Raw genomic sequence first — 21,486 nt, forward strand, 5'->3', positions numbered from 1 at the left:
AATCACGATATCGGTCGAGATCCGCGGTGCGCGCCCTGTTCCCGGTGGCGCCATCGTCACCGCTCAGGCGCCATCTTCTGGTTGACGCGGCTTTGGTCCTTTCGTTAAGCTGAGCGGTCTTTAGCTTGCCCCTCGGGCAAGACTCATGATCAACGTTTTGCGGGGGCGCGAGGCATGTACGCGGTGATCCAAACCGGCGGGAAGCAGTATCGGGTGGCCGAGGGCGACCGGCTTCGGGTCGAGAAGCTCGGCGCCGAGGCGGGCGACAGCGTCGAGTTCGACCAAATTCTGATGGTGGCCGATGGCGAGGATGTCAAGGTCGGGCGGCCCTATGTCGATGGCGCTCGGGTCATGGCGACGGTCGCGACTCACGGTCGGGGCAAGAAGGTCAAGATCATCAAGTTCCGGCGGCGCAAGCACTATATGAGGCGCCAGGGTCACCGCCAATGGTTCACGGAGCTTCGGATCACTGGCATCAATGCGGGTTGAGGTGACGATCAGATGGCACACAAGAAGGCAGGCGGCAGCTCGCGCAACGGCCGCGATTCGGAATCCAAACGACTCGGTGTAAAGATCTTCGGCGACCAGAAGGTCAAGGCCGGATCCATCATTGTCCGGCAGCGTGGTACCCGCTTCCACAATGGTGTGAACGTCGGTTGTGGCAAGGATTACACCTTGTTCGCGTTGACGGACGGCATCGTGCGGTTCGAGGTCAAGGGGCCGCGGAATCGCAAATACGTTCGCGTGGAGCCGGCGCCGGTTACCGATCCGGCGTGAATCCGGGCGCTGAGCTCGTTCAAAGGCCCCGTCTCGCGGGGCCTTTTTCGTTTCGTGCACCTTGCCCAAGCGGCCTCCCAACCTGCCTAGACGGTCAGAGACTTCCAAATGAAGTTTGTCGACGAGGCCAAGATCCGTGTTGAAGCTGGGGATGGCGGCGATGGCTGCGTCAGTTTCCGGCGCGAGAAGTACATCCCGAAAGGCGGGCCAGATGGTGGCGATGGGGGTGATGGCGGCAGCGTTTATCTGGTTGCCGACGTCAACCTGAACACTTTGGTGGACTTTCGCTATCAGCGTCGCATTCGCGCCGAACGGGGCGCGAATGGCATGGGTCGTGATCGTCGCGGGCGCAGCGGCCGGGATCGTCTGGTTCGGGTCCCGGTCGGGACGCGGGTCGTCGACGACGACACCGGCGAGCCACTCGGTGACCTGACCGGGCATGGAGAGCGGCTGTTGGTCGCGCAAGGCGGTTTTCATGGCATCGGTAACGCGCGCTTCAAGTCCAGCGTCAATCGCACCCCCCGTCAATCGACGCCCGGCAGTCGCGGCGAGCATCGCAACCTCCATCTGGAGCTGATCCTGCTGGCCGATGTCGGGCTGCTGGGCGCCCCGAACGCTGGCAAATCGAGTTTGGTGCGCCGGATCTCGAGCGCCCGTCCGAAGGTCGCCGATTATCCTTTCACGACGCTGTACCCGAATCTCGGTGTCGTGCGGCTCGGGCGCGATCGCAGCTTCGTCGTGGCCGACATCCCGGGCCTGATCGAGGGTGCGGCCGAGGGCGCCGGGTTGGGCGTGCAGTTTCTCAAGCATTTGGCCCGCACTCGCTTGCTGCTGCATCTGGTCGACATCGCCCCGCTCGATGAAGGGGTCGACCTGGCTGATCAGGTGCGGAAGATCGAACGGGAGTTGGCGGCCTTCGGCGGCGACCTCGCCGACAAGACCCGCTGGCTGGTGCTGAACAAGGTCGATCGTTTGGATCCGGACGACTATCAGCGCCGCTGCGAGCAGGTGTTGACGGCGCTTGGCTGGTCAGGACCGCACTTCGGTGTCTCGGCGGTCACCGGTGCCGGGACCGCGGAGTTGGCGCAGGCCGTCATGGTTTGGCTCGAGGATCAACGGGCCCGTTCATCGCCGGTCGGCGATGGCGAGGCAGAACAAAGCGATTGGCATCCGCTGGATTAACCCCCGATGTTTACGCGTGACAGGCTTGCCCGCTCCCGCCGCTGGGTCGTCAAGATCGGCAGCGCTTTGTTGACCCGCAATGGCCAGGGCCTGGATCGGCAGGTCCTGGAACCCTGGGTCGACCAGATGGCCGCGCGCCGGATCGGCGGCGATGATTTGGTGTTGGTCTCGTCCGGGGCCGTTGCCGAAGGCATGGTGCGGATGGGTTGGACGCGGCGACCGAAGGCGCTCCATGAGCTGCAAGCCGCCGCCGCGATCGGGCAGATGGGACTGGTCCGCGCCTACGAGGACTGCTTCGCGAAGCGCGGCCTGCATACGGCGCAGGTCCTGTTGACGCGCGATGATCTCGCCGATCGGCGACGTTACCTGAATGCGCGCTCGACGCTACGGACGCTGTTGCGGCTGGGGGTCATCCCTGTCGTGAACGAGAACGACACGGTGGCGACCGATGAGCTCCGGTTCGGCGACAACGACACCCTCGCGGCCTTGGTCGCGAATCTGATCGAGGCCGAGGTGCTGGTTCTATTGACCGACCAGCAGGGCTTGTTCGACAGTGACCCGCGCATCGATCCACAGGCCAGGCTGATCGAGGAGGTGCGGGTCGACGATCCGCGGCTCGATCAGGTCGCCGGTGAGAGCCTCGGTGGCCTCGGGCGCGGCGGCATGATCACCAAGGTGCGCGCTGCGCGGCTGGCCGCGCGTTCCGGAACCGCAACCGTGATCGCCTCCGGTCATGGTGACCACATTCTGGTCCGCATTGGCCATGGGGAGGCGGTCGGCACCTTGCTGGTGCCGGCGCAGGAACCGCAGGCGGCGCGCAAACAATGGCTCGCTGGCCATCTGGAGGTCAGAGGCCGCTTGACGCTCGACGATGGCGCCGTGCGCGCGTTGCGCGAGCAAGGCACCAGCCTGCTCGCGGTCGGTGTGCGTGCCGTCCATGGTAGCTTCAAGCGCGGCGAGGTCGTGGCCTGTGTCGATGAGCAGGGTCGCGAGATCGCGCGTGGTTTGATCAACTACGACGCGCTGGAAACGACCCGCATCAAGGGCCAGCCGAGTTCCCGGTTCGAAGCCATCCTCGGGGTCTTGGTCGAGCCCGAATTGATCCATCGCGACAACCTGGTTCTGATCTGAGTTGGTCTCATCCCGGCTGCTGAGGGCACCATCGTGCGGCAGATCGTCTTGGACACCGAAACCACCGGCCTCGATCCGGCGGCGGGTCACCGGATCATCGAGATCGGGTGTGTCGAACTGGTCGATCGCCGTCCGACGGGTCGCACCTTCCATCAGTATCTGCAACCGGATCGCGAGATCGAGGCCGGAGCGGTGTCCGTTCACGGCATCACCGATGCCTTTCTGCGCGATAAGCCGCGTTTCGGCGATATCGCCGATGAGCTGCTGGGCTATCTGGAAGGGGCCGAGCTGATCATCCACAACGCCTCGTTCGACCTGGGTTTTCTCGACCACGAGCTTAAACGGTGGCGGGGCGATGCGCGCCCGCTCGCCGAACTGTGCTCGGTGACCGACACGCTGGTCCTCGCGCGAACCCTCCATCCGAGTCAGCGCAACAGCCTGGATGCGCTGTGCAAGCGCTATGGCATCGACAATTCGCACCGGGATCGGCACGGCGCCCTGCTCGACGCGGAGATCCTCGCTGACGTCTATCTCGCGATGACCGGCGGGCAGGTCAGTTTGTTCTTTGGCGGGGCGGGGCAGGAGTCGCCGGTTCAACGGGCGGAGCGTCGCGGTGCCCCGGCGCGGTTACCGGTCGGCCGGCCGAGCTTGCCGGTGGTTCGGGCCAACGATGCGGAACTCGCCGCGCATGATCGACAACTCGCTGCGATCGACAAGGCCAGCGGCGGTCACTGCCTGTGGCGCAGATCGCCGAGGGTCTGATCCTGATTTTCGAACCGCGCAAAGACCTGTTAGGGCGGGGCGCACTGGCCGGCGAGACTCGTCGACCCTCTGCGCTCGTGCGTCGACCCTGTCGCACGGGTTGAGGCCAAAGCCGCACGGATGAACTGGCTTTCCGTGTTCGATGGCTCAAGAGGACCGTTGCTGATTCCCTTCCAGCGGCTGATGGCCGACGATCGATTCCAAGCCGCTGATATCTCGAATCATGACGTGCTTGCGGTCGACGTGCAGCAGGCCTTCGTCCTGAAAGCGGGTGAAGAGACGGCTGACCGTCTCGACGGCGAGGCCGAGGTAATTCCCGATCTCGTGGCGGGACATGCTCAGGTAGAAGTCGTACGGCGACAACCCGCGTTTCTGGAGCCGCCGGGAGAGACTGAGCAAGAAGGCCGCTAGGCGTTCCTCGGCATTGCGTTTGCCGAGCAGCAGCAGCATGTCGGTGTCATGGCCGATCTCCTTGCTCAGCAGGCGAAACATCTGGTGCTGCAGCGACGGGATGCAGCAGGTCAATTCCTCGAGCCGAGCAAAGGGGATCTCGCAGATCGCCGAGGTCTCTAGCACCCGTGCCGAGCAGATGTGGCAGTCCTTTTCGATCGCGTCGAGCCCGATGATCTCGCCGGGCAGGTGGAACCCCAAGACCTGTTCGCCGCCTTCCTCGCTCGGGGAATAGGTCTTTACGGAGCCGGTCTTGACGACGTACAGAGAGCGGAACCGCTCGCCGCTGCGAAACAGATAATCGCCGCGGTGGAGGGGGCGGCTGCGTTTGACGATGCCGTCGAGTCGTTCGACGTCCTCGGGACAGAGCCCCATCGGTAGACACAGGGTAGCGAGGTTGCAGTTCCGGCAGGCGACCCGGATCGTCTCGAATGAAATCACCTTGTGCTGAGTCAAAGCGGCCCCCTCGCGCGTTGTTGGGGGTATTTTGGATCCTTATTTGACCTGGATCAAGCAAATCAAGTCCATGAGCTCAGCATGGTTTGGTCCCACCCGGCTAGCCAACTGGGCGACGGGCAATTAGATCAAAGCGCAACGAACCCGAGGGTCTGGGGGCTCGATGCATCGGGACCTGTCCCGTGGCTGCCCGGGGGGCTTCGATATGAAGCTCGCGCCGCGAGCGGGGAGCCGGGACCGGTGGCTCCGGTTCGCCAGGGTGGGAAAGAGAGCGGGTGGGAATCGCGACCCGGTGGGCTGTGACCGAGGGCTCAGCACCCCGGTCACAGCTCGCGGGGCTCAGTGACTACTTGGCTTCATCCGTTGCCGGGGCCGCAGGCGCCGCGAACGGCGCGCCCCAACCATAGTGCGGGGCACCGCCCCAGCCATAGGGTGCGCCATACCCATAGGGCGCGCCGTAGCCGTAGGGTCCGCCCCAGCCGTAGGGGCCATAGCCATACCAATCGCGGTACCGGTTATAGCCGCGACCCAGGCCGCGGCCTCCGCCGCTGAAGTTCATGTTGAAGTCGCCATAGCCGTCGCCGAACATGTCGTTCCACCAGTCGTTGTAGCCACGGCCATAGCCGGGTCCTCCCCAACCTGGCCCCCAGCCCGGACCGCCCCACCAGGCCTGGGCCGAGGTCATCGAGAAGGTGGCGACCCCGGCGATTGCCGCGATACCCATCACTTTTGCTAACCTTTTCATGATTCTGACTCTCTCCAATTGATATCGTCGTTGAGGGTCTTGTCGTGAGACCGCGACCCGAGCGGCGCGGCGAGTTAGCTCCGCAAGTTGGCGAAACTCCCACGATTATAGGAAGGCCCCTGATGATTGTGAAGGGGGCCAATAGTCTGTATCAATGCTGCGAAAGGGCGTTCGGGAGCGACCGCCCGGGCCTGTGCGAGGTGGCGGCTCGGGCGGCCGAGAGGCGACAGTGGATTGAGGCGTCTCGTCAGATTTGGTAGCTTTACGGGTTACGGGGCTGTCCCATCCTTCGTCCTCCCCCACTTATGGCGACCAAGTTCATCTTCATCACCGGCGGCGTCGTCTCGTCGCTGGGCAAGGGTATTGCGTCGGCCTCGCTGGCCGCCTTGCTGGAGGCGCGCGGGCTGCGCGTGACCCTGATCAAGCTCGACCCCTACATCAACGTCGACCCGGGGACCATGAGCCCGTTCCAGCACGGCGAGGTCTTCGTGACCGACGACGGGGCCGAGACGGATCTGGACCTGGGGCACTATGAGCGGTTCGTGCGCACCCGCATGGGCCGCAACAACAATTTCACGACCGGTCAGATCTACGAGAGCGTGATTCGCAAGGAACGTCGCGGCGACTACCTCGGTCGCACCGTGCAGGTGATCCCGCACATCACCGACGAGATCAAGGCGAGCATCCGGCTCGGTGCCGACGAGGCCGATATCGCGATGGTCGAGATCGGGGGCACGGTCGGCGATATCGAGTCGCTGCCCTTTCTCGAGGCGATCCGCCAGATGCGGGTCGAGGAGGGGCGCGACAACGCCCTGTTCATGCACCTGACGCTGGTGCCCTATATCCGAACCTCCGGGGAGATCAAGACGAAGCCGACCCAGCACTCGGTCAAGGAGCTGCGCTCGATCGGTATCCAGCCCGATATCCTGCTGTGCCGGGCCGAACAACCGATCCCCGAAGCCGAACGCAAGAAGATCGCGCTGTTCACCAATGTCCCCGAGGCCGCGGTGATCTCGGCGATCGATGCCGACAACATCTACCGGATACCCATGCTGTTGCACGCGCAGCATCTCGATGACCTGGTGGTTCGCCAGTTCGGCCTCGAGGTGCCGCCGGCCAAGCTCGACGAGTGGCAGCGGGTGCTCGAGGGTTTCGATCACCCGACGCACGAAGTCACGGTCGCGATGGTCGGGAAGTACATGCACCTGACCGAGGCCTACAAGTCCTTGTCCGAGGCCTTGGCCCATGCCGGTGTGCATGCTGCGACCAAGGTCCGTGTCCGCTATCTGGATGCCGAGGAAATCGAGCAGCAGGGCACCGATTGTCTGCACGACGTCGATGCCGTGTTGGTCCCGGGTGGCTTCGGTGGCCGTGGCATCGAGGGGAAGATCCTCGCCGTGCGCTTTGCCCGCGAGAACCGCATCCCCTATCTCGGGATCTGCCTGGGTATGCAGGTCGCCGTGATCGAGTATGCCCGCCACGCGGTGGGGCTCGACGGTGCCCATAGCACCGAGTTCGATCCCGCGACGCCACACCCTGTGATCGCGCTGATCACCGAGTGGCGCGATGATCAGGGGCGCGTCGAAAGCCGGGACGAAGCGTCGGACCTCGGCGGTTCGATGCGTCTGGGCGGCCAGTTGTGTCGGCTCGAGCCCGGCAGCTTGGCGCGGAGCGTCTATGGCTTCGCTCAGATCCGCGAGCGCCATCGTCATCGCTACGAATTCAACAATCAGTATCTCGACCGGATGAAGGACGCCGGGATGCGCTTCTCCGGTTGGTCGTTGGACAGCACCCTGGTCGAGATCGTCGAGATCCCGGACCATCCGTGGTTCATCGCGTGCCAATTCCATCCCGAGTTCACGTCGACCCCGAGGGACGGCCATCCGCTGTTCCGCGGCTTCGTCAAGGCGGCGCTGGCGCACCGCCGGCAGCGTTTGGGCCGTGTGCAATGATGCGCTTGCTGGGATTCGAGGTCGGCCTGGATCGCCCGCTGTTCCTGATCGCCGGCCCTTGTGTGATCGAAAGCGAGACGCTGGCCCAAGAGACGGCCGGTCAGCTCGAGGAGATCACCGCGCGGCTCGGGATCCCCTTCATCTTCAAGTCATCGTTCGATAAGGCGAATCGGTCGTCCGGCGCGAGTTTCCGCGGGCCCGGGCTGGAACGCGGCTTGGCGATCCTCGAAGGGGTGCGCGACAAGATCGGCGTGCCGGTGCTGACCGACGTCCATGAGGACACGCCGCTGTCCGAGGTGGCCGCGGTCGTCGATGTGCTGCAGACGCCGGCTTTTCTCTGTCGCCAGACGAACTTCATCCGGGCCGTGGCGGCCCAAGGCCGGCCGGTCAATATCAAGAAGGGGCAGTTCCTGGCCCCGTGGGATATGGCCCAGGTCGTCGCCAAGGCGCGCAGCACCGGCAATGAAGCCATCCTGGTCTGCGAACGGGGGGTGTCCTTCGGCTACAACAATCTGGTTGCCGATATGCGCGCCCTCGCGGTGATGCGCGAGACCCGCTGCCCGGTCGTGTTCGATGCGACCCACGCGGTGCAGCTTCCGGGGGGGCAGGGTGACAGGTCCGGCGGCCAACGCGAGTTCGTGCCGGTGCTGGCGCGGGCCGCGGTGGCGGCTGGGATCGCCGGCCTGTTCGTCGAGACGCATCCGGACCCGGATGCGGCGTTGAGCGATGGACCCAATTCCTGGCCCCTGCACCGTTTGTCGCCGTTGTTGGAAACGCTCGTCGAGATCGACCGTCTGGTCAAGGCACACGGCCTCATCGAGACGGAAGGCGTAAACTGAGGCGCCTCGAGGTGCCGTGCCGGCGAAGCCGCCGGATCGCATTTTTTGGAGAACCGAATCCATGTCCGAGATCGTTGATATCCGAGCCCGTGAAATTCTCGATTCGCGCGGCAATCCGACCGTCGAGGTCGATGTCTTTACCGCCGACGGTGCGATCGGCCGCGCGGCCGTGCCCTCGGGGGCATCGACCGGGTCGCGCGAGGCCTTGGAACTGCGTGACTCGGGCGCGAGCCGCTACGGCGGCAAAGGGGTGACGCAGGCTGTTTCCCATGTCACTGGAGAACTCCGCAACGCCCTGATCGGCCAAGAGGTCGCGGATCAAGCGTCGTTGGATCGGCGTATGATCGACCTGGATGGTACCGACAACAAGGGACGGCTCGGCGCAAATGCGATCCTCGGTGTGTCGATGGCCGCCGCGCACGCGGCCGCGCAGGAACGCGCGTTGCCCCTGTACCGGTACCTGTCGAGCGGACCCTACCAGTTGCCGGTCCCGATGATGAACATCATCAACGGCGGCGCGCATGCGGCCAACAGCGTCGATTTTCAGGAATTCATGGTGCTGCCGGTCGGGGCGCCGAACCTGCGCGAAGCGGTGCGTTATGGTGCCGAGATCTTCCATGCGCTGAAGGCGGTGCTCGGTCGCCGAGGACTGGCGACCGCGGTCGGCGACGAGGGTGGGTTCGCGCCCGATCTGCCATCGAACGAGGCGGCGGTCGAGGTGATCCTCGAGGCCATCGACAAGGCTGGTTTCGAGGCCGGCCGGGACATCTTCCTCGGTCTCGATGTCGCGAGCTCCGAGTTCTACCGGGACGGTCTCTATGATTTGGCTGGCGAGGGTCGGCGCCTGGATGCGGCTGGGCTCGTCGATCTGCTGGCCGACTGGGTCGACCGCTATCCGATCCTGTCGATCGAGGACGGCATGGCCGAGGGCGATTGGGCCGGATGGAAACTCCTGTCGGATCGTTTGGGACAGCGCGTGCAGTTGGTCGGCGATGACTTGTTCGTGACCAACACGCGGATCCTTGAAGAAGGTATCGACAAGGGGATTGCCAACTCGATCCTGATCAAGGTCAATCAGATCGGGACACTGACCGAGACCCGTGCGGCGATCGACATGGCTCAGGCCGCCGGTTACACGACCGTGATATCGCATCGTTCGGGCGAGACCGAGGACACCACGATTGCCGATCTCGCGGTCGCGACCCATGCCGGCCAGATCAAGACCGGGTCGTTGTCGCGATCGGATCGGGTCGCCAAATACAATCAACTGATGCGCATCGAGGAGCAACTCGGCGACGAGGCCACCTATGCCGGTCGCACCGCCTTCCGGTGGCTCTGACGTGGGCGGCCCTGGTGCCGCGGGTTGCGCTGATCGCTGATCCTCGACCGGTTTCGCGTATGCGCTGGCTCATCGTCATTCTGCTGTTGCTGTTGGGTCTGCTCCAGTATCGGCTGTGGGTCGGCGAGGGCAGCCTGGCCGAGGTCCACGCATTGCGCGGCGAGATTGCGCGCCAGCACGAGGAGCTGGCGGCGATGCGCGTCCGTAACGCCGCGCTCCAGGCGGAGGTCCAGAGTCTGCGCGAGGGCTTCGATGCGTTGGAGGAGCGCGCACGCAGCGATCTGGGGATGATCAAGCGCGGCGAGATCTTCCTGCAGATCCTGGACGAGCCTGCGCACGGAGCGACGCGATGATGGAGCCTGTGAGATTCTGGGCAGTCGTGCCGGCGGCTGGCGTCGGTCGCCGCGTCGGTGCGCCGATCCCGAAACAGTATCTGCCGTTGTTCGGGCAGGCCGTCCTCGACCATAGTCTCGAGGTCCTGCTCGGCGAGTCGCGCATCGAGGGCGTCGTGGTTGCCGTCGATCCGCACGACCAGCGATGGTCGACGACCCGCTATGCCGCCCACCCGAAGGTGCGGAAGGTCGCCGGCGGTGCCGAGCGCTGTCATTCGGTTCTCAATGCGTTGGCCCTGTTGACCCAAACGGCGGCCGCCGAGGACTGGGTGCTCGTCCATGACGCGGCGCGGCCCTGTCTGCGCCAAACGGATCTGGCCGCGATGATCGACACCCTGCGGGCCGACCCGGTGGGCGGGATCCTGGCTGTCCCGGTTTGCGACACGATGAAGCAGGCCGATCGCCAGGGATGCATCGCGCGCACCGTCGTCCGCGACGGCCTTTGGCATGCGTTCACGCCGCAGATGTTTCGTCTCGGCCCACTGCGGGAAGCCTTGGCGCGCGCACTCGCGGACGGATATCTGGTCACCGATGAAGCGAGCGGGCTGGAATACATCGGCCAGACGCCGCGACTCGTCGAAGGCCATGCCGACAATATCAAGATCACGCGGCCGGAGGACCTCCCGCTGGCCGAGTTCTATTTGCGACAGCAGGGGCGAACATGCGAATCGGACAAGGTATCGATGCACACAGATTCGTGACCGGTCGCCCCTTGGTGCTTGGCGGGGTCGCGATCGACCACGATCAGGGACTGGAGGCGCACTCGGATGGCGATGTCGTGATCCATGCGTTGTGCGATGCGCTGCTCGGGGCCGCCGGGCTCGGGGACATCGGCCGGCATTTCCCGGATACCGATGCGGCCTTTGCCGGGATCGACAGCCGCATCCTGTTGCGTCGGGTCATCGCGAGTCTGCGCGAACAGGGTCTGGCCGTGCACAACGCCGATATCACGATCGTCGCCCAGCGGCCGCGGATGGCGGCCCATATCCCGGCGATGGTCGAGGTCCTCGCGGCGGACATGGGATGCCCCCCGGCGCGGGTCAATGTCAAGGCGACGACGACGGAGCGGATGGGATTCACGGGTCGCGGCGAGGGCATCGCCGCGTCGGCCGTGGTCCTCTTGTCTTCCTGATCGGTTCGCGGCGAAGCGGATGGCGGGCGCCGTGGCGCGCCTCACCGTTGGCCCGCGCGTTCGGCGCGTGCCTTGTTCGGGTTGCGCAGCAGGACGTACAGGGCGCCGGTTCCGCCGTCGCGGCGCGTCGCCGAGCAGAAGGCCAAGACGTCACGGCGCAGTCGCAGCCAGTAATTGACCTTGCGTTTGAGTACCGGCTGCCCCGAGCCGAATCCCTTGCCGTGGATGATCCGCGCGCAGCGGATGCGCCGTTCGTGGCATTCGCGCAGGAAGGCCCAGAGCGTCTCCCGGGCGAGCTCGGCGGTCAGGCCGTGCAGGTCGAGTTCCAGTCCGATCTCGAGATCGCCGCGTTGCAGGTCCGAGAAGAGCCGTTTCTGAATCCCCGGGCGGGCGAATTCGAGATATTCATGGGTGTCGACTTCGGCCTCCGACAAGGTATCGAGCAGCTCGTCGTCGTCGGCCAGTCTCGGGCGGGGCCTCGGTCTCGGCCGCTGGCGATAGGGTTCGACCTGGTCGTGGCGCAAGGGCTCGATCCCTTCGGTCTCGGCGCGAAAGAGGTCACGATCGGCTGGCGGTATGGATTTGCTCATGGTTGCTACCTCGTGCGAGGCCTCGGGGCGTGTCGCGCAGGACGCGGCGCCTTCGCACTATCCGGCCGGCCGTGGTCTGGGGTGCGGCGAGCGTATCGAGGTCGATTGGGATCTGGCATCCTTCGGCCGGGGTTGCAAGGGTCCGGTGAACAGGCGAGAGAGGGTGCATCGTGACGATGAGGATACTGGTCAGCAATGACGATGGCTATCAATCGCCGGGGTTGGCCGCGTTGGCCGACGCCTTGGCGCCACTGGGTGACATCGTCGTCGTGGCACCCGAACGCGATCGCAGCGGGGCCAGCCATTCGCTTACGCTGGATGTGCCGCTGCGCGCCGTGCGGGCCGCGAACGGGTTCATCCGGGTCGATGGCACACCGACCGATTGTGTTCACCTGGCCATCACCGGGCTCCTCGATCAGGAGCCCGACCTCGTGGTCGCCGGGATCAACCATGGCCCGAACCTCGGCGATGACGTCATCTACTCCGGGACCGTGGCGGCCGCGACCGAGGGGCGGTTTCTCGGATTGCCGGCGATGGCGGTCTCGATGGATGCCTTCGATCCGCGCCATCTGGCGACCGGGGCAAGGGTGGCTGCCGAGTTGGTGGCGCGCCTGCGTCACACCAGGTTGCAGACGGATGTCATCTTGAACGTCAACGTGCCGGATCGGCCTTACGACCAGATCCGCGGATTCGCGGCGACCCGGCTTGGACACCGGCACCGCGCGGAACCAGTCACGATGGCGCACGACCCCCGCGGTCGCCCGATCTATTGGGTCGGCCCGGCAGGCCCCGAACAGGACGCCGGCCCCGGCACCGATTTCCACGCCGTGCGCCATGGCTTCGTGTCCATCACCCCGCTTCAGGTCGATCTGACCAGGCACAGTTCGATCGGGGTCCTGGAGGAGTGGTTGGCGCGATGATCCATGCGGTCGCGTCATGCCGCGACAAGCCGACCGCCGAGGGCTAGCGCATGCTTGATGCCGCGGGTCGGTCGCAGGCCCCTGTTCCCGACATTGGTACCGGTCTTGACCAGTTAGGCCAAACCGTCCGTTCGGTCGTGGGGTCCTGTTGTCGGGGGGCAGGGCGGTGTGCGATCGGGGCCGGGCGCCGCTTTCATCGATCCGTTTCATCACCCTGTTAGTTAGAAGGCAGTCGTCGATGCGCATCTTTTCGCCGCTCTACAACCGTGTCATGCAGTGGTCGCGCCACCCGCGGGCCCCTTGGTATCTGGGGGGCTTGAGCTTTGCCGAGTCGTCCTTCTTTCCGATCCCGCCGGATGTCATGTTGGCTCCGATGAGCATGGCCAATCCTCGTCGGAGTTGGGCCTTTGCCGCCCTGACGACGGTGGCCTCGGTTGCCGGCGGCGTACTGGGTTACCTGATCGGCGTGTTCGCGTTCGAACTCGTCGAGCCCTTGCTCCATCGCTTCGATTATTGGGATCACTATCTGGCCGCTCAGGCCTGGTTCGCGAAATGGGGGTTCTGGGCGATCTTCCTCGCTGGGTTCTCGCCGATTCCCTACAAGGTGTTCACCATCACCGCTGGCGTCATTGCCATGCCGCTGTTGCCCTTCATCGTGGCATCCCTGATTGGCCGCGGCGCCCGCTTCTTCCTCGTCGCGGGTTTGATGGCCTGGGGCGGCGAGCGAATGGAAGGCATGCTCCGTACCTACGTCGACCGCATCGGTTGGCTGGTGGTGGCGTTGCTGGGCGGCGCTTTCCTGCTCTATCAGTCGGGAATCTTGTCGGGTTGAAGAACCGCACGAGCGGCGCGTCACCTGCCCGTTCCTTGTCCGCGATCCCGGTTGCGCACGGGATCGGCTCGGCGTTCCGTGGGCTGTTGATCAGCGCCCTCTGCGTGGTCGTCACGGTCGCTTGTGGTACCCGAGGTGATCCAGCGCCGGTCGTCGCGCCTTACGATCCAGCGCCGCCTGGTTTCTATCGCATTCGTCCCGGCGACTCCCTGAGTCGGATCGCTGTGGATCAGGGTATCGATATCGCGTCCCTGGCTGATTGGAACCGTCTTTCGCCGCCTTATCGGATCCAGGCCGGCCACCTGTTGCGGGTCGGGCCGCCGCCGGTCGCGTCCGGCCCGAAGCGCTCGGTTCGTGCTCCGACGCTTCCGCGCACCGAGGTCGAAAAGAGGCCGAGCCCCGCCACGCCGATGAGGACGCCTGCCAGCTCTCCAGCCGGTTCGGCCCAGCGATCGGCCATGACCGCGCGACCTGTTGCCGAGGGTCAGGCCCCCTCGATCGATTGGCAGTGGCCGTTGCGTGGTCCGGTGCAACAGACCTTCAACGCGGCCGACCGAACACGACAGGGGATCCGTATCGGCGGCGCGCTGGGGCAGGAAGTCGTCGCGGCCGCGGCCGGGTCGGTGGTCTACAGCGGCGGTGGACTCAAGGGTTACGGGAACCTTATCATCGTCCGACACCGCGACGATTTTCTGACGGCCTATGGCTTCAATCGCCGGCTCCTGGCAGCCGAAGGGGACCGGGTCGAGGGCGGGCAACGCATTGCCGAGGTTGGACAGCCGCCCGGGGGCAAGGCCCAACTCCACTTCGAAATTCGTAAGGAGGGAGCGGCTGTGGATCCGCTGAAGCTTTTGCCGTCGGTGCGCTGAGGCCCCTGACCGGGACGGAGGAAGACTGGATGGCAGCCCCCGACGAGCGAGATCAGCCACCACGCCGATCGACTTCGCGCGAGCCGGGAATCTACCTCCAGGTTGATGACGAGGAATCCGTCTCCGGTGACGACGAGCTCGAGGATGCGGATCCCTTCGTCAATGAGGATGCGGCATCGGTGCTCGTCGATCCTATCGACGGCGGCGAGGCGGACAATGAGCGCTTTCACGCCGGCGATGCGGATTTCGATGCGACCCGTCTCTATTTGAACGAGATCGGCGAGGCCAAGCTGCTCACCGCCGAAGAGGAGGTCCATTTCGCGCGCCGCGCGCAGCAGGGTGACGATGCCGCCCGGCAGCGGATGATCGTCAGCAACTTGCGGCTCGTCGTGAAGATTGCGCGCCGGTACCTGAATCGCGGTTTACCTCTGCTCGACCTGATCGAGGAAGGCAACCTCGGTCTGATTCGGGCCGTCGAGAAGTTCGATCCGGAGCGCGGCTTCCGCTTCTCGACCTATGCGACCTGGTGGATCCGCCAGACGATCGAGCGGGCGATCATGAATCAGACTCGTACCGTGCGGTTGCCGATCCACGTGCTCAAGGAGATCAACTTCTACCTGAAGGCCACGCGCCGCCTCACGCAGCGGCTCGATCACGAGCCGACCTCGGAGGAAGTCGCCGACTTGCTCGACAAGCCGATCGCCGAGGTCAAGCGGATGCTGGGCCTCAATGAACGGATTGCGTCGGTCGACACCCCGTACAGCCGTGAGACGGATAAGCCGCTGGTGGATATGCTGCAGGATGAAGCGGCCGAGGACCCGGCCGAATGCGTTTATGATCGGGATCTGCGGGACAGCCTCGATCAATGGCTGAACAAACTCAACGACAAGCAGCGCGAGGTCGTGTTGCGCCGATTCGGGTTGCACGGTTACGAGCATTCGACGCTCGAGCGGGTGGCCCAGGAACTTGGCGTGACGCGCGAGCGCGTCCGCCAGATCCAGCTGGATGCCTTGCGGCGGCTACGCGATATCCTGGAACGGGACGGTTTCTCCGTCGATTCCTTCTTCAAATAATGCCACTCGGGGTCGGTTCGGGCTGACTCCAGGACTTCCTCTCCCTGTCTTGAAGACCCGGCGACGCCAGACGGGGGCGTCTGCGTCGTTCCGCGGGCCGGCCGTCGAACCGGCTGCTCCTGTGCGCGAGTCGGGCTCCGGCCGGCCATTCGCGATCGCAACTCCGGCCAGGTGACAAATTCCGTCCGAATGTGCCCGGCAGGGTCCCGCCTACTGGCCTCGCGGGTCGCTCCCAAGGTGTCCGTGCCTCGATCCCGGCGTTCGTTCGCGGTCCTGGGTAAGTCTCTATGTCACGGTATTGAATATTTATTTTCGGCTGCATGGCGATGTCTGGGCTGCGCCGGTCGACGCGCGTTCGTCGTACGGTCGATTGTGGCATTCGCTTTGCTTCTCTGATGGTCAGGCGGACCAATGGGTCCAGATCAATGGACGGCACGCGCGGCGACGGGATGCATCGTGCGGCCGCCGAGGAAACGGGCACCCCTCGAGGCGCCGAACACGCAGGCCTTCCTGCGAGAGGTGACGAGGGGGCGACGCATCGACCCGAGTGAGGAGAGCAGAATCATGACAACACCATCGAGGGACAACGCGGAACGTCGCTTCCATTCGCGGTTGCCGATGAAGGTCTCGGTGCGGCTCGTCGCCGACGGCGGCGATCAGCCACTCGTGGTCCAGAACCAAGATATCTCTTGGGGCGGGGTTCAGTTCCTCGTGCCGAGGGACGCACTGAAGGAACGCTCCTCGGTCACCATGGCCTTTCCCTGGGCCAAGGGCGAGCAATTCAGCGTAGAGGCCGAGGTGGTTCGAACACGCAACATCGATGACGGTCACGCATTGGTCGCGGCCCGGTTCTCGAACCTATCGCGAGCCGATCAGAAGCGACTCGAGAAGCTGCTCGCGATGCTGCACGCAACGAACAATCAAGCCGCCGGGCATCGCGAGGACCAGAGCCTGCTGGCGCCGAGCCTGGAGATCCTGTTCAACGATCTCGATGACATGCAGCAGCAGTTGGCCGAGATCGCCAAGGGGCGCCTATCGGTCACCGTCTTTCAGGCCTATGAGGTCAATCAAAGCATTCGTTTGACCTTGGCGGGGATCGCTGACCTGCCGGCGCTCCGGCTTCGGGCGCGGGTCAAACGCGTTACGGCCTTGACGACCGAAGCGGCCCAGGCCTTCCGGATGTTCGATGTCGATCTGAGCTTCGAGCATCCGCTGCTGGAACTCGAGGCGGCCGTCGAATCCTTGATGAAGCGCCTGGCCAGTCCGGCCGCGACCACCCCGAACTGGTCCGACACCGAATTCTTACTTGACCGAGACATGTAACGGTACATCGCCATGAAACCTATCCTTGTCGAGAGAACGCGAATCATCAGCCCACCCGGCCGGCTGGCCGGGATCACGCTGATCGAACTGATGGTCTCGGTGGCCGTCGTCGGTATCCTGGCCGCCTTGGCGCTGCCGGCCTATGAGAGCCATGTGGTGCGATCCAAGACCAGCGAGGGGTTGTCGCTGGCGAGCGGACCGCAGGTCGCCGTGATGATGGCGTATCAGGATCTCGGGCACGCGCCGGCCGATAACGCGGCGGCCGACCTGCCGGATCCGGCGAAGATCAGCGGGCAGTATGTCGAAGCCATCGAGGTTCAAGACGGGCACCTGCGGATCCGATTCAACGACTCCGTGTCCCAGTTGGCCGGTCGTCATCTGATCCTCGGATCGAGTGAGGATCGCGGCTCGGTCACTTGGTGTTGCTACAGCCCGGACCTTCCGTCTCGCTACCTGCCGGCCGATTGTCGCGGTGATGGGGCGGCTTGCGTGTTGTTGGCGGACCATACCGAGCCCGGGACCACGACCGGGACCACGACCGGGAACACGACCGGGAACACGACCGAGACCACGACCGAGACCACGACCGGGAACACGACCGGGAACACGACCGAGAGGGCGTGTCCAGTTGGCTACAATTATGAGCAGGCCGGCAATAGCCACATCTGTAAACCGACGGCCGGTAACCGTGTACGTGGTTGGTGCCCGGAGGGTTGGGATCCGGTCGGTCGCTCCGGAAACTGCAGCGCCAAGTAGCAATCGACTGTCATAGACCGGCTGGGAAGGGACGCCCCGCCGGGCTCCCCGAACGCATCGAGTGGGGTGCGTGCGGAGCGCACCACCACTCGCCATTCCCAGCCCCCGTCAGATGGTTGGCTCGATCCCGCCGCCGAGGCTAGACCATCTTGCGCAGTTCGAACTCGAGGATGCCTTCGGCACCGGCGGCCCGCAAACGCGGGATCAGATCGCGTACCTGCTGCGCATCGACGACCGTCTCGATGGCCAGCCAGCGGTGGTCGTAGAGGTGGTTGACGGTGGGCGCGTGCAGGCTCGGTAGCAGCGCGACGATGGCATCGAGGTTCTCGGCCGCGCAATTGAGCTTGAGGACGACCTTGTGGCGGGCCGCGAGCGCGGCTTGCAACATCATCGCGATCTGTTCGATCTTGGCGCGCTTGCGCGGGTCATCCATCGCCGCCGGGTTCGCGATCAGCCGGGTCTCGGTGTAGAGCAGGTCGGCGACGATGCGCAAGCCATGGGCGCGGATCGTGCTGCCGGTCTCGGTGATCTCGACGGCCGCATCCACGAGCCCCTCGACCACCTTGGCCTCGGTCGCGCCCCAGGAGAACTCGACCTCGGCCGCAATGCGGCGCTCGGCGAGAAAGCGGCGCGTGAAGCCGACTAGTTCGGTGGCGATCTTCTTGCCGGCCAGATCCTCGATCGAGCGAATCGGCGAGTCCTGGGGCACCACGAGCACCCAGCGGCTCGGCTGATCAGAGCTCTTGGAATAGGTCAGCGGACAGATCTCGGTCACCTCGGCCTGGGTCTCGAGGATCCAGTCGAGCCCGGTCAGCCCGAGGTCGAAGGTGCCGTTGGCGACATAGGGGGCCATCTCTTGGGCGCGGACCAGGGCGCATGAGAGTTCCGGGTCGTTGACCTCCGGATAGTAATGGCGGGAACGAGGCGTGATCCGCCAGCCGGCCTGCCCGAATAATGCGATCGTCGCCTCTTCGAGGCTGCCTTTGGGGATTCCGAGTTTGATCAGAGGCATCATGCGTGATATCGCCATGGTTGGTCATCGCGGCGCGCAGAGGCTAGCAGAGCGAGCCGGCCCATTCCAGCACTGATTGTCGGGCCAACGCGGCGCGGGACCTGGCAACAGGGGCGCCGATGTGCGCGGACCTCGGCGTTTCGACGCGGTTGCGACTAGAATGGTCAGGAGCCGCGTTCTTAAGGGGAGCCCGAATGCCCAATGATGGTCGATTCGCCGCCGTTGTCCTGACGCTCTTCGTGTGGGGGCTGGCCGGGGCTCTCTTTGGCGGGTTGTTCGCCGGCCTCTACCAGATGCTCGCTGTCCTCGGCGTCAGCGGCTGGTGGCTGCCTCTGCTCGCGGCCACGGCTGCCGCGATGACCACGGCGACCTTCTATAGCGCCATGCCGGTCGCGCTGGCTGGGGCCATGGGTGGTGTTCTGGGTTCGATCGGCTATCTGGTTGCCGCGGGTCATCGAATCGACCTGGCGACGATCCTGTTCGTGACGACGCTGTCGGGTTTCGTCGCCGGCGTCTTCTACGCCTGGACGGTGCGCGGGAACCCGCGGCCGCTGGCCGGGCCCTTGACCGGTATGTTGGCCGGTCTCGGAGCCGGTGTTGTGCTGATCCTGGGTTTGAGGTTCTTCGAGGGGCCGGTCGGGATGTTCGTGCTCGCGGCCGGCGTGGTCGCGCTGGTCGGGACCTTGTTCGAGGTGACCGAGCGCCGCATCGATCGCATCGCGGGTCTTCTCCCGGTCGCCGTCGGGGCGCCGCTGATCGCGGGATTGATCGCCAGTGTCGTCGGGGCCGGCATCTGGCTGATGTCCGGGACGACGCTCGGGGCTTTGGATCCGGGCACTCGCGATGCGATCCAGCGTCTCGTCACCGAGATCCCGCCGGGCGCCCTCGGCGGTATGCTCGGCGGGGCCGTCACGGGTGTCCTGTTGGAGTTCATGGGTTATCGGCTCGAGGACCGCCTGCGCCGAGGGGGGCTGGATTGATGTCCGTACCCTGCGTTGGAACTCGGTGTGGCGGTCTCGCATCGAATCTGTCGCAGCCGAACGAGCCCCGCACCGCTTCGGCGAATCCACCCAGACCCGGGATGCCGCAATGATGAAACCATTCACCTCGCTGTTGCTCGGTTTGCTGGTGGCGTTTTCTTCGACGGTCGATGCCGAGTACGAGCGCCGCTCGCCGGGCGACCGGGACGAGGCCACTCAAGCCCTGACCGCGTCGGTCGACAAGGCCATGCCAGGTCATGCGGGCACGGCTCTGTCGAAAGCCCAGCTCAAGCCCCTGATCGATCGGATCGCCAGCCGGTACGGGGTCGAACTGGCGTTGGTGCACGCGATCGTCGCAGCCGAGTCAGCCTATCAAGTACAGGCCGTGTCGCGTGCTGGTGCCCTGGGGTTGATGCAGGTCATGCCGGAGACCGCGGCCGATTACGGGGTGACCGACCCGCAGGATCTGTTCGATCCGAAGATCAACGTCGAAACCGGTGTGCGCCACTTGCGACGCCTCCTGAGCAAATACGATAACGATTATGGTCGGGTGATCATGGCCTACAATGCCGGAGAGGGGGTCGTCGATCGCACCAACAACCGGGTCACCTATGCGGAGACCTTGAACTACACAGAGGCCGTGATCCGCTTCTACCGGCGCAACGGCGGCACCCAGCCGACCGACGACGCCCTGCGCCATGTCGCGCTGTTGCGGCGCACGACGAACCGCGGCGAGGCGCGCCGCCTGATGAAGGGCTACCTGGATCCGTCGCTGTTGTCGCTGAAGATTCAGCCGACCCTGTCGCTGGACCGGCTGGATCCTGGTCTTCACCGCGTTGGTCCGGAAAGCCGGCCCATGTTCGAGTTGCGCCCGAATCCGTCGGGGACATTCCCCGATTAGCGGCCTTGAATCCTCGATGCTCGTCCGCATGTCCGTGATCGCTTCCCGATGATCGCCGCTATGCTTATTTCTGCCGAATCTGTGCCTGCGCGACGACCGACATGTCCGACCAGCCGGATCTGAGCGCCGTTCGCGACTACCTGCGCGCGCTGCAGGACCGTTTGACCTTGGCCTTCGAGGCTGCCGACGGTCGAGCGCGTTTTCGCGAAGACCTGTGGGTCAGGCCAACTGGTGGCGGGGGCCGCACCCGGGTCCTCGAGTCCGGCGCTTTGTTCGAGCAGGCCGGAGTCGGTTTCTCCCATGTCCATGGCGAGCGCTTGCCGCCATCGGCGACGGCCGCGCGCCCTGAATTGTCGGGCTGCCGGTTTCAGGCGTTGGGTGTGTCCCTGGTCGTGCATCCGGTCAATCCCTATGTGCCGACGTCGCATGCGAACCTGCGCTTTTTTCTTGCCGAGCGCGACGGTGCCAAGCCGGTCTGGTGGTTCGGCGGCGGCTTCGACCTGACCCCTTACTATGGTTTCGACGAGGATGCCGTCGCCTGGCATCGGCAGGCGCGCGCCCTGTGCGCGCCGTTCGGCGCCGACCTCTATCCACGCCTGAAGCGCGCCTGCGACCAGTACTTCTTCCTCGAGCACCGCAACGAGCCACGAGGCATCGGCGGGATCTTCTTCGACGACCTCGACGAATGGGGGTTCGCGCGCTGCTTCGCCTTCGTTCGGGCGATCGGCGACGGTTATCTCGATGCCTACCGGCCGATCGTCGAGCGCCGTCGTCATCTGGCCTATGGCGAGCGCGAACGGGCCTTCCAGAAGTATCGCCGCGGGCGCTACGTCGAGTTCAATCTCGTCTACGACCGTGGCACCCTGTTCGGGCTGCAATCGGGCGGGCGCACCGAATCGATCCTGATGTCGCTGCCGCCCGAGGTCAGTTGGCGTTACGACTGGCGGCCCGAGCCCGGCAGCCCGGAGGCGGCCCTGACCGAGCACTTCCTGACGGCTCGGGATTGGCTCGGCCCGGAGCCAAAATGAGCCTGCGTCGCATCGGGGTTTCCAAGCGTCGCCCGTTGCGCGGCG

At 65.0% G+C, this 21,486-nt stretch carries 24 protein-coding genes; 20 read left to right on the forward strand and 4 right to left on the reverse strand.

The genetic code is table 11. The annotated features are described in order from the left end of the window. Positions 1-174 precede the first annotated feature (174 nt). From rplU to dnaQ, 5 genes are all read left to right on the forward strand, one after another. Entirely contained in the window at positions 175-489 is a 315-nt protein-coding gene (gene rplU, locus ABC977_RS00455) for a 50S ribosomal protein L21 (RefSeq protein WP_369665259.1), read from the forward strand. A gap of 12 nt (positions 490-501) precedes the next feature. Continuing rightward, complete coding sequence (gene rpmA, locus ABC977_RS00460; RefSeq protein WP_369665260.1) at positions 502-777, forward strand: 50S ribosomal protein L27; 276 nt, start codon at positions 502-504, stop codon at positions 775-777. 108 nt (positions 778-885) lie between these two features. Then, a complete protein-coding gene (cgtA, locus tag ABC977_RS00465; protein ID WP_369665261.1) occupies positions 886-1,959 on the forward strand; it encodes an Obg family GTPase CgtA in 1,074 nt (357 codons plus the stop codon). 6 nt (positions 1,960-1,965) lie between these two features. Then, positions 1,966-3,090, forward strand: a complete 1,125-nt coding sequence (proB, locus tag ABC977_RS00470) for a glutamate 5-kinase (RefSeq protein WP_369665262.1) — start codon at positions 1,966-1,968, stop codon at positions 3,088-3,090. 33 nt (positions 3,091-3,123) lie between these two features. Next, positions 3,124-3,852, forward strand: coding sequence for a DNA polymerase III subunit epsilon (gene dnaQ / locus ABC977_RS00475; protein WP_369665263.1), 729 nt, complete (start codon positions 3,124-3,126; stop codon positions 3,850-3,852). A 147-nt stretch (positions 3,853-3,999) separates the two neighbouring features. On the opposite strand, the gene fnr is transcribed toward dnaQ, so the two are convergent. After that, a complete protein-coding gene (fnr, locus tag ABC977_RS00480) occupies positions 4,000-4,758 on the reverse strand; it encodes a fumarate/nitrate reduction transcriptional regulator Fnr (RefSeq protein WP_369665264.1) in 759 nt (252 codons plus the stop codon). Between the two features lie 346 nt (positions 4,759-5,104). Next, positions 5,105-5,503, reverse strand: coding sequence for a sulfur globule family protein (locus ABC977_RS00485; RefSeq protein WP_369665265.1), 399 nt, complete (start codon positions 5,501-5,503; stop codon positions 5,105-5,107). A gap of 305 nt (positions 5,504-5,808) precedes the next feature. On the opposite strand from ABC977_RS00485, the gene pyrG reads away from it, so the two are divergent. The 6 genes from pyrG (at position 5,809) to ispF (ending at position 11,157) form a co-directional block, all read left to right on the forward strand. Beyond that, complete coding sequence (gene pyrG / locus ABC977_RS00490) at positions 5,809-7,455, forward strand: CTP synthase (RefSeq protein ID WP_369665266.1); 1,647 nt, start codon at positions 5,809-5,811, stop codon at positions 7,453-7,455. Further along, on the forward strand, positions 7,452-8,294 hold the full coding sequence (gene kdsA / locus ABC977_RS00495; RefSeq protein WP_369665267.1) for a 3-deoxy-8-phosphooctulonate synthase: 843 nt from the start codon (positions 7,452-7,454) through the stop codon (positions 8,292-8,294). The genes pyrG and kdsA overlap by 4 nt, the downstream gene beginning before the upstream one ends. A 61-nt stretch (positions 8,295-8,355) precedes the next feature. Further along, complete coding sequence (gene eno, locus ABC977_RS00500) at positions 8,356-9,633, forward strand: phosphopyruvate hydratase (protein ID WP_369665268.1); 1,278 nt, start codon at positions 8,356-8,358, stop codon at positions 9,631-9,633. Between the two features lie 59 nt (positions 9,634-9,692). Next, positions 9,693-9,986, forward strand: a complete 294-nt coding sequence (gene ftsB / locus ABC977_RS00505) for a cell division protein FtsB (RefSeq protein WP_369665269.1) — start codon at positions 9,693-9,695, stop codon at positions 9,984-9,986. Beyond that, entirely contained in the window at positions 9,983-10,726 is a 744-nt protein-coding gene (gene ispD, locus ABC977_RS00510) for a 2-C-methyl-D-erythritol 4-phosphate cytidylyltransferase (protein WP_369665270.1), read from the forward strand. The genes ftsB and ispD overlap by 4 nt, the downstream gene beginning before the upstream one ends. Further along, positions 10,687-11,157 (forward strand): 2-C-methyl-D-erythritol 2,4-cyclodiphosphate synthase, encoded by a 471-nt coding sequence (gene ispF / locus ABC977_RS00515; RefSeq protein ID WP_369665271.1) that lies wholly within the window; start codon positions 10,687-10,689, stop codon positions 11,155-11,157. Before ispD ends, ispF begins: the two co-directional genes overlap by 40 nt. A 41-nt stretch (positions 11,158-11,198) precedes the next feature. On the opposite strand, the gene ABC977_RS00520 is transcribed toward ispF, so the two are convergent. Further along, positions 11,199-11,747, reverse strand: a complete 549-nt coding sequence (locus ABC977_RS00520; RefSeq protein ID WP_369665272.1) for a Smr/MutS family protein — start codon at positions 11,745-11,747, stop codon at positions 11,199-11,201. Positions 11,748-11,923: 176 nt separating this feature from the next. Here ABC977_RS00520 and surE point away from each other — a divergent pair, with 176 nt between their 5' ends. The 6 genes from surE (at position 11,924) to ABC977_RS00550 (ending at position 17,520) form a co-directional block, all read left to right on the forward strand. Then, positions 11,924-12,667: a 5'/3'-nucleotidase SurE gene (gene surE / locus ABC977_RS00525; RefSeq protein ID WP_369665472.1), complete on the forward strand. Its 744-nt coding sequence runs from the start codon at positions 11,924-11,926 to the stop codon at positions 12,665-12,667. Between the two features lie 238 nt (positions 12,668-12,905). Further along, the gene (locus tag ABC977_RS00530; protein WP_369665273.1) at positions 12,906-13,499 is read left to right on the forward strand and encodes a YqaA family protein; all 594 of its coding nucleotides are present in this window, start codon (positions 12,906-12,908) and stop codon (positions 13,497-13,499) included. Beyond that, positions 13,496-14,368 carry a peptidoglycan DD-metalloendopeptidase family protein gene (locus ABC977_RS00535; protein WP_369665274.1) on the forward strand — a complete coding sequence of 291 codons (873 nt, stop codon included), beginning with the start codon at positions 13,496-13,498 and terminating at the stop codon, positions 14,366-14,368. Before ABC977_RS00530 ends, ABC977_RS00535 begins: the two co-directional genes overlap by 4 nt. Positions 14,369-14,397: 29 nt before the next feature. Continuing rightward, positions 14,398-15,441 carry an RNA polymerase sigma factor RpoS gene (gene rpoS / locus ABC977_RS00540; protein WP_369665275.1) on the forward strand — a complete coding sequence of 348 codons (1,044 nt, stop codon included), beginning with the start codon at positions 14,398-14,400 and terminating at the stop codon, positions 15,439-15,441. A gap of 564 nt (positions 15,442-16,005) precedes the next feature. Further along, on the forward strand, positions 16,006-16,764 hold the full coding sequence (locus tag ABC977_RS00545) for a PilZ domain-containing protein (RefSeq protein ID WP_369665276.1): 759 nt from the start codon (positions 16,006-16,008) through the stop codon (positions 16,762-16,764). A gap of 12 nt (positions 16,765-16,776) precedes the next feature. Further along, the gene (locus ABC977_RS00550; protein WP_369665277.1) at positions 16,777-17,520 is read left to right on the forward strand and encodes a pilin; all 744 of its coding nucleotides are present in this window, start codon (positions 16,777-16,779) and stop codon (positions 17,518-17,520) included. Between the two features lie 139 nt (positions 17,521-17,659). Here ABC977_RS00550 and hisG read toward each other — a convergent pair whose 3' ends face one another. After that, entirely contained in the window at positions 17,660-18,535 is an 876-nt protein-coding gene (gene hisG / locus ABC977_RS00555) for an ATP phosphoribosyltransferase (protein WP_369665278.1), read from the reverse strand. A gap of 191 nt (positions 18,536-18,726) precedes the next feature. Here hisG and ABC977_RS00560 point away from each other — a divergent pair, with 191 nt between their 5' ends. The 3 genes from ABC977_RS00560 (at position 18,727) to hemF (ending at position 21,441) form a co-directional block, all read left to right on the forward strand. Continuing rightward, positions 18,727-19,512: a spermidine synthase gene (locus tag ABC977_RS00560; RefSeq protein WP_369665279.1), complete on the forward strand. Its 786-nt coding sequence runs from the start codon at positions 18,727-18,729 to the stop codon at positions 19,510-19,512. Between the two features lie 109 nt (positions 19,513-19,621). Next, entirely contained in the window at positions 19,622-20,413 is a 792-nt protein-coding gene (locus tag ABC977_RS00565) for a lytic transglycosylase domain-containing protein (RefSeq protein ID WP_369665280.1), read from the forward strand. Positions 20,414-20,514: 101 nt separating this feature from the next. Further along, on the forward strand, positions 20,515-21,441 hold the full coding sequence (gene hemF, locus ABC977_RS00570) for an oxygen-dependent coproporphyrinogen oxidase (protein WP_369665281.1): 927 nt from the start codon (positions 20,515-20,517) through the stop codon (positions 21,439-21,441). The last annotated feature ends 45 nt before the right edge of the window (positions 21,442-21,486 follow it).

Origin of the sequence: Thioalkalicoccus limnaeus (genome assembly GCF_041197575.1) — a bacterium.
Classification (GTDB): Bacteria; Pseudomonadota; Gammaproteobacteria; order Chromatiales; family Chromatiaceae; genus Thioalkalicoccus; species Thioalkalicoccus limnaeus.

Coding starts and splice junctions, on each gene's coding strand:
- rplU (WP_369665259.1), top strand. CDS start 175: ATGTACGCGGTGATCCAAACCGGCGGGAAGCAGTATCGGGTGGCCGAG.
- rpmA (WP_369665260.1), top strand. CDS start 502: ATGGCACACAAGAAGGCAGGCGGCAGCTCGCGCAACGGCCGCGATTCG.
- cgtA (WP_369665261.1), top strand. CDS start 886: ATGAAGTTTGTCGACGAGGCCAAGATCCGTGTTGAAGCTGGGGATGGC.
- proB (WP_369665262.1), top strand. CDS start 1,966: ATGTTTACGCGTGACAGGCTTGCCCGCTCCCGCCGCTGGGTCGTCAAG.
- ABC977_RS00485 (WP_369665265.1), bottom strand. CDS start 5,503: ATGAAAAGGTTAGCAAAAGTGATGGGTATCGCGGCAATCGCCGGGGTC.
- pyrG (WP_369665266.1), top strand. CDS start 5,809: ATGGCGACCAAGTTCATCTTCATCACCGGCGGCGTCGTCTCGTCGCTG.
- kdsA (WP_369665267.1), top strand. CDS start 7,452: ATGATGCGCTTGCTGGGATTCGAGGTCGGCCTGGATCGCCCGCTGTTC.
- eno (WP_369665268.1), top strand. CDS start 8,356: ATGTCCGAGATCGTTGATATCCGAGCCCGTGAAATTCTCGATTCGCGC.
- ftsB (WP_369665269.1), top strand. CDS start 9,693: ATGCGCTGGCTCATCGTCATTCTGCTGTTGCTGTTGGGTCTGCTCCAG.
- ispD (WP_369665270.1), top strand. CDS start 9,983: ATGATGGAGCCTGTGAGATTCTGGGCAGTCGTGCCGGCGGCTGGCGTC.
- ispF (WP_369665271.1), top strand. CDS start 10,687: ATGCGAATCGGACAAGGTATCGATGCACACAGATTCGTGACCGGTCGC.
- ABC977_RS00520 (WP_369665272.1), bottom strand. CDS start 11,747: ATGAGCAAATCCATACCGCCAGCCGATCGTGACCTCTTTCGCGCCGAG.
- surE (WP_369665472.1), top strand. CDS start 11,924: ATGAGGATACTGGTCAGCAATGACGATGGCTATCAATCGCCGGGGTTG.
- ABC977_RS00530 (WP_369665273.1), top strand. CDS start 12,906: ATGCGCATCTTTTCGCCGCTCTACAACCGTGTCATGCAGTGGTCGCGC.
- rpoS (WP_369665275.1), top strand. CDS start 14,398: ATGGCAGCCCCCGACGAGCGAGATCAGCCACCACGCCGATCGACTTCG.
- ABC977_RS00545 (WP_369665276.1), top strand. CDS start 16,006: ATGACAACACCATCGAGGGACAACGCGGAACGTCGCTTCCATTCGCGG.
- ABC977_RS00550 (WP_369665277.1), top strand. CDS start 16,777: ATGAAACCTATCCTTGTCGAGAGAACGCGAATCATCAGCCCACCCGGC.
- hisG (WP_369665278.1), bottom strand. CDS start 18,535: ATGATGCCTCTGATCAAACTCGGAATCCCCAAAGGCAGCCTCGAAGAG.
- ABC977_RS00560 (WP_369665279.1), top strand. CDS start 18,727: ATGCCCAATGATGGTCGATTCGCCGCCGTTGTCCTGACGCTCTTCGTG.
- ABC977_RS00565 (WP_369665280.1), top strand. CDS start 19,622: ATGATGAAACCATTCACCTCGCTGTTGCTCGGTTTGCTGGTGGCGTTT.
- hemF (WP_369665281.1), top strand. CDS start 20,515: ATGTCCGACCAGCCGGATCTGAGCGCCGTTCGCGACTACCTGCGCGCG.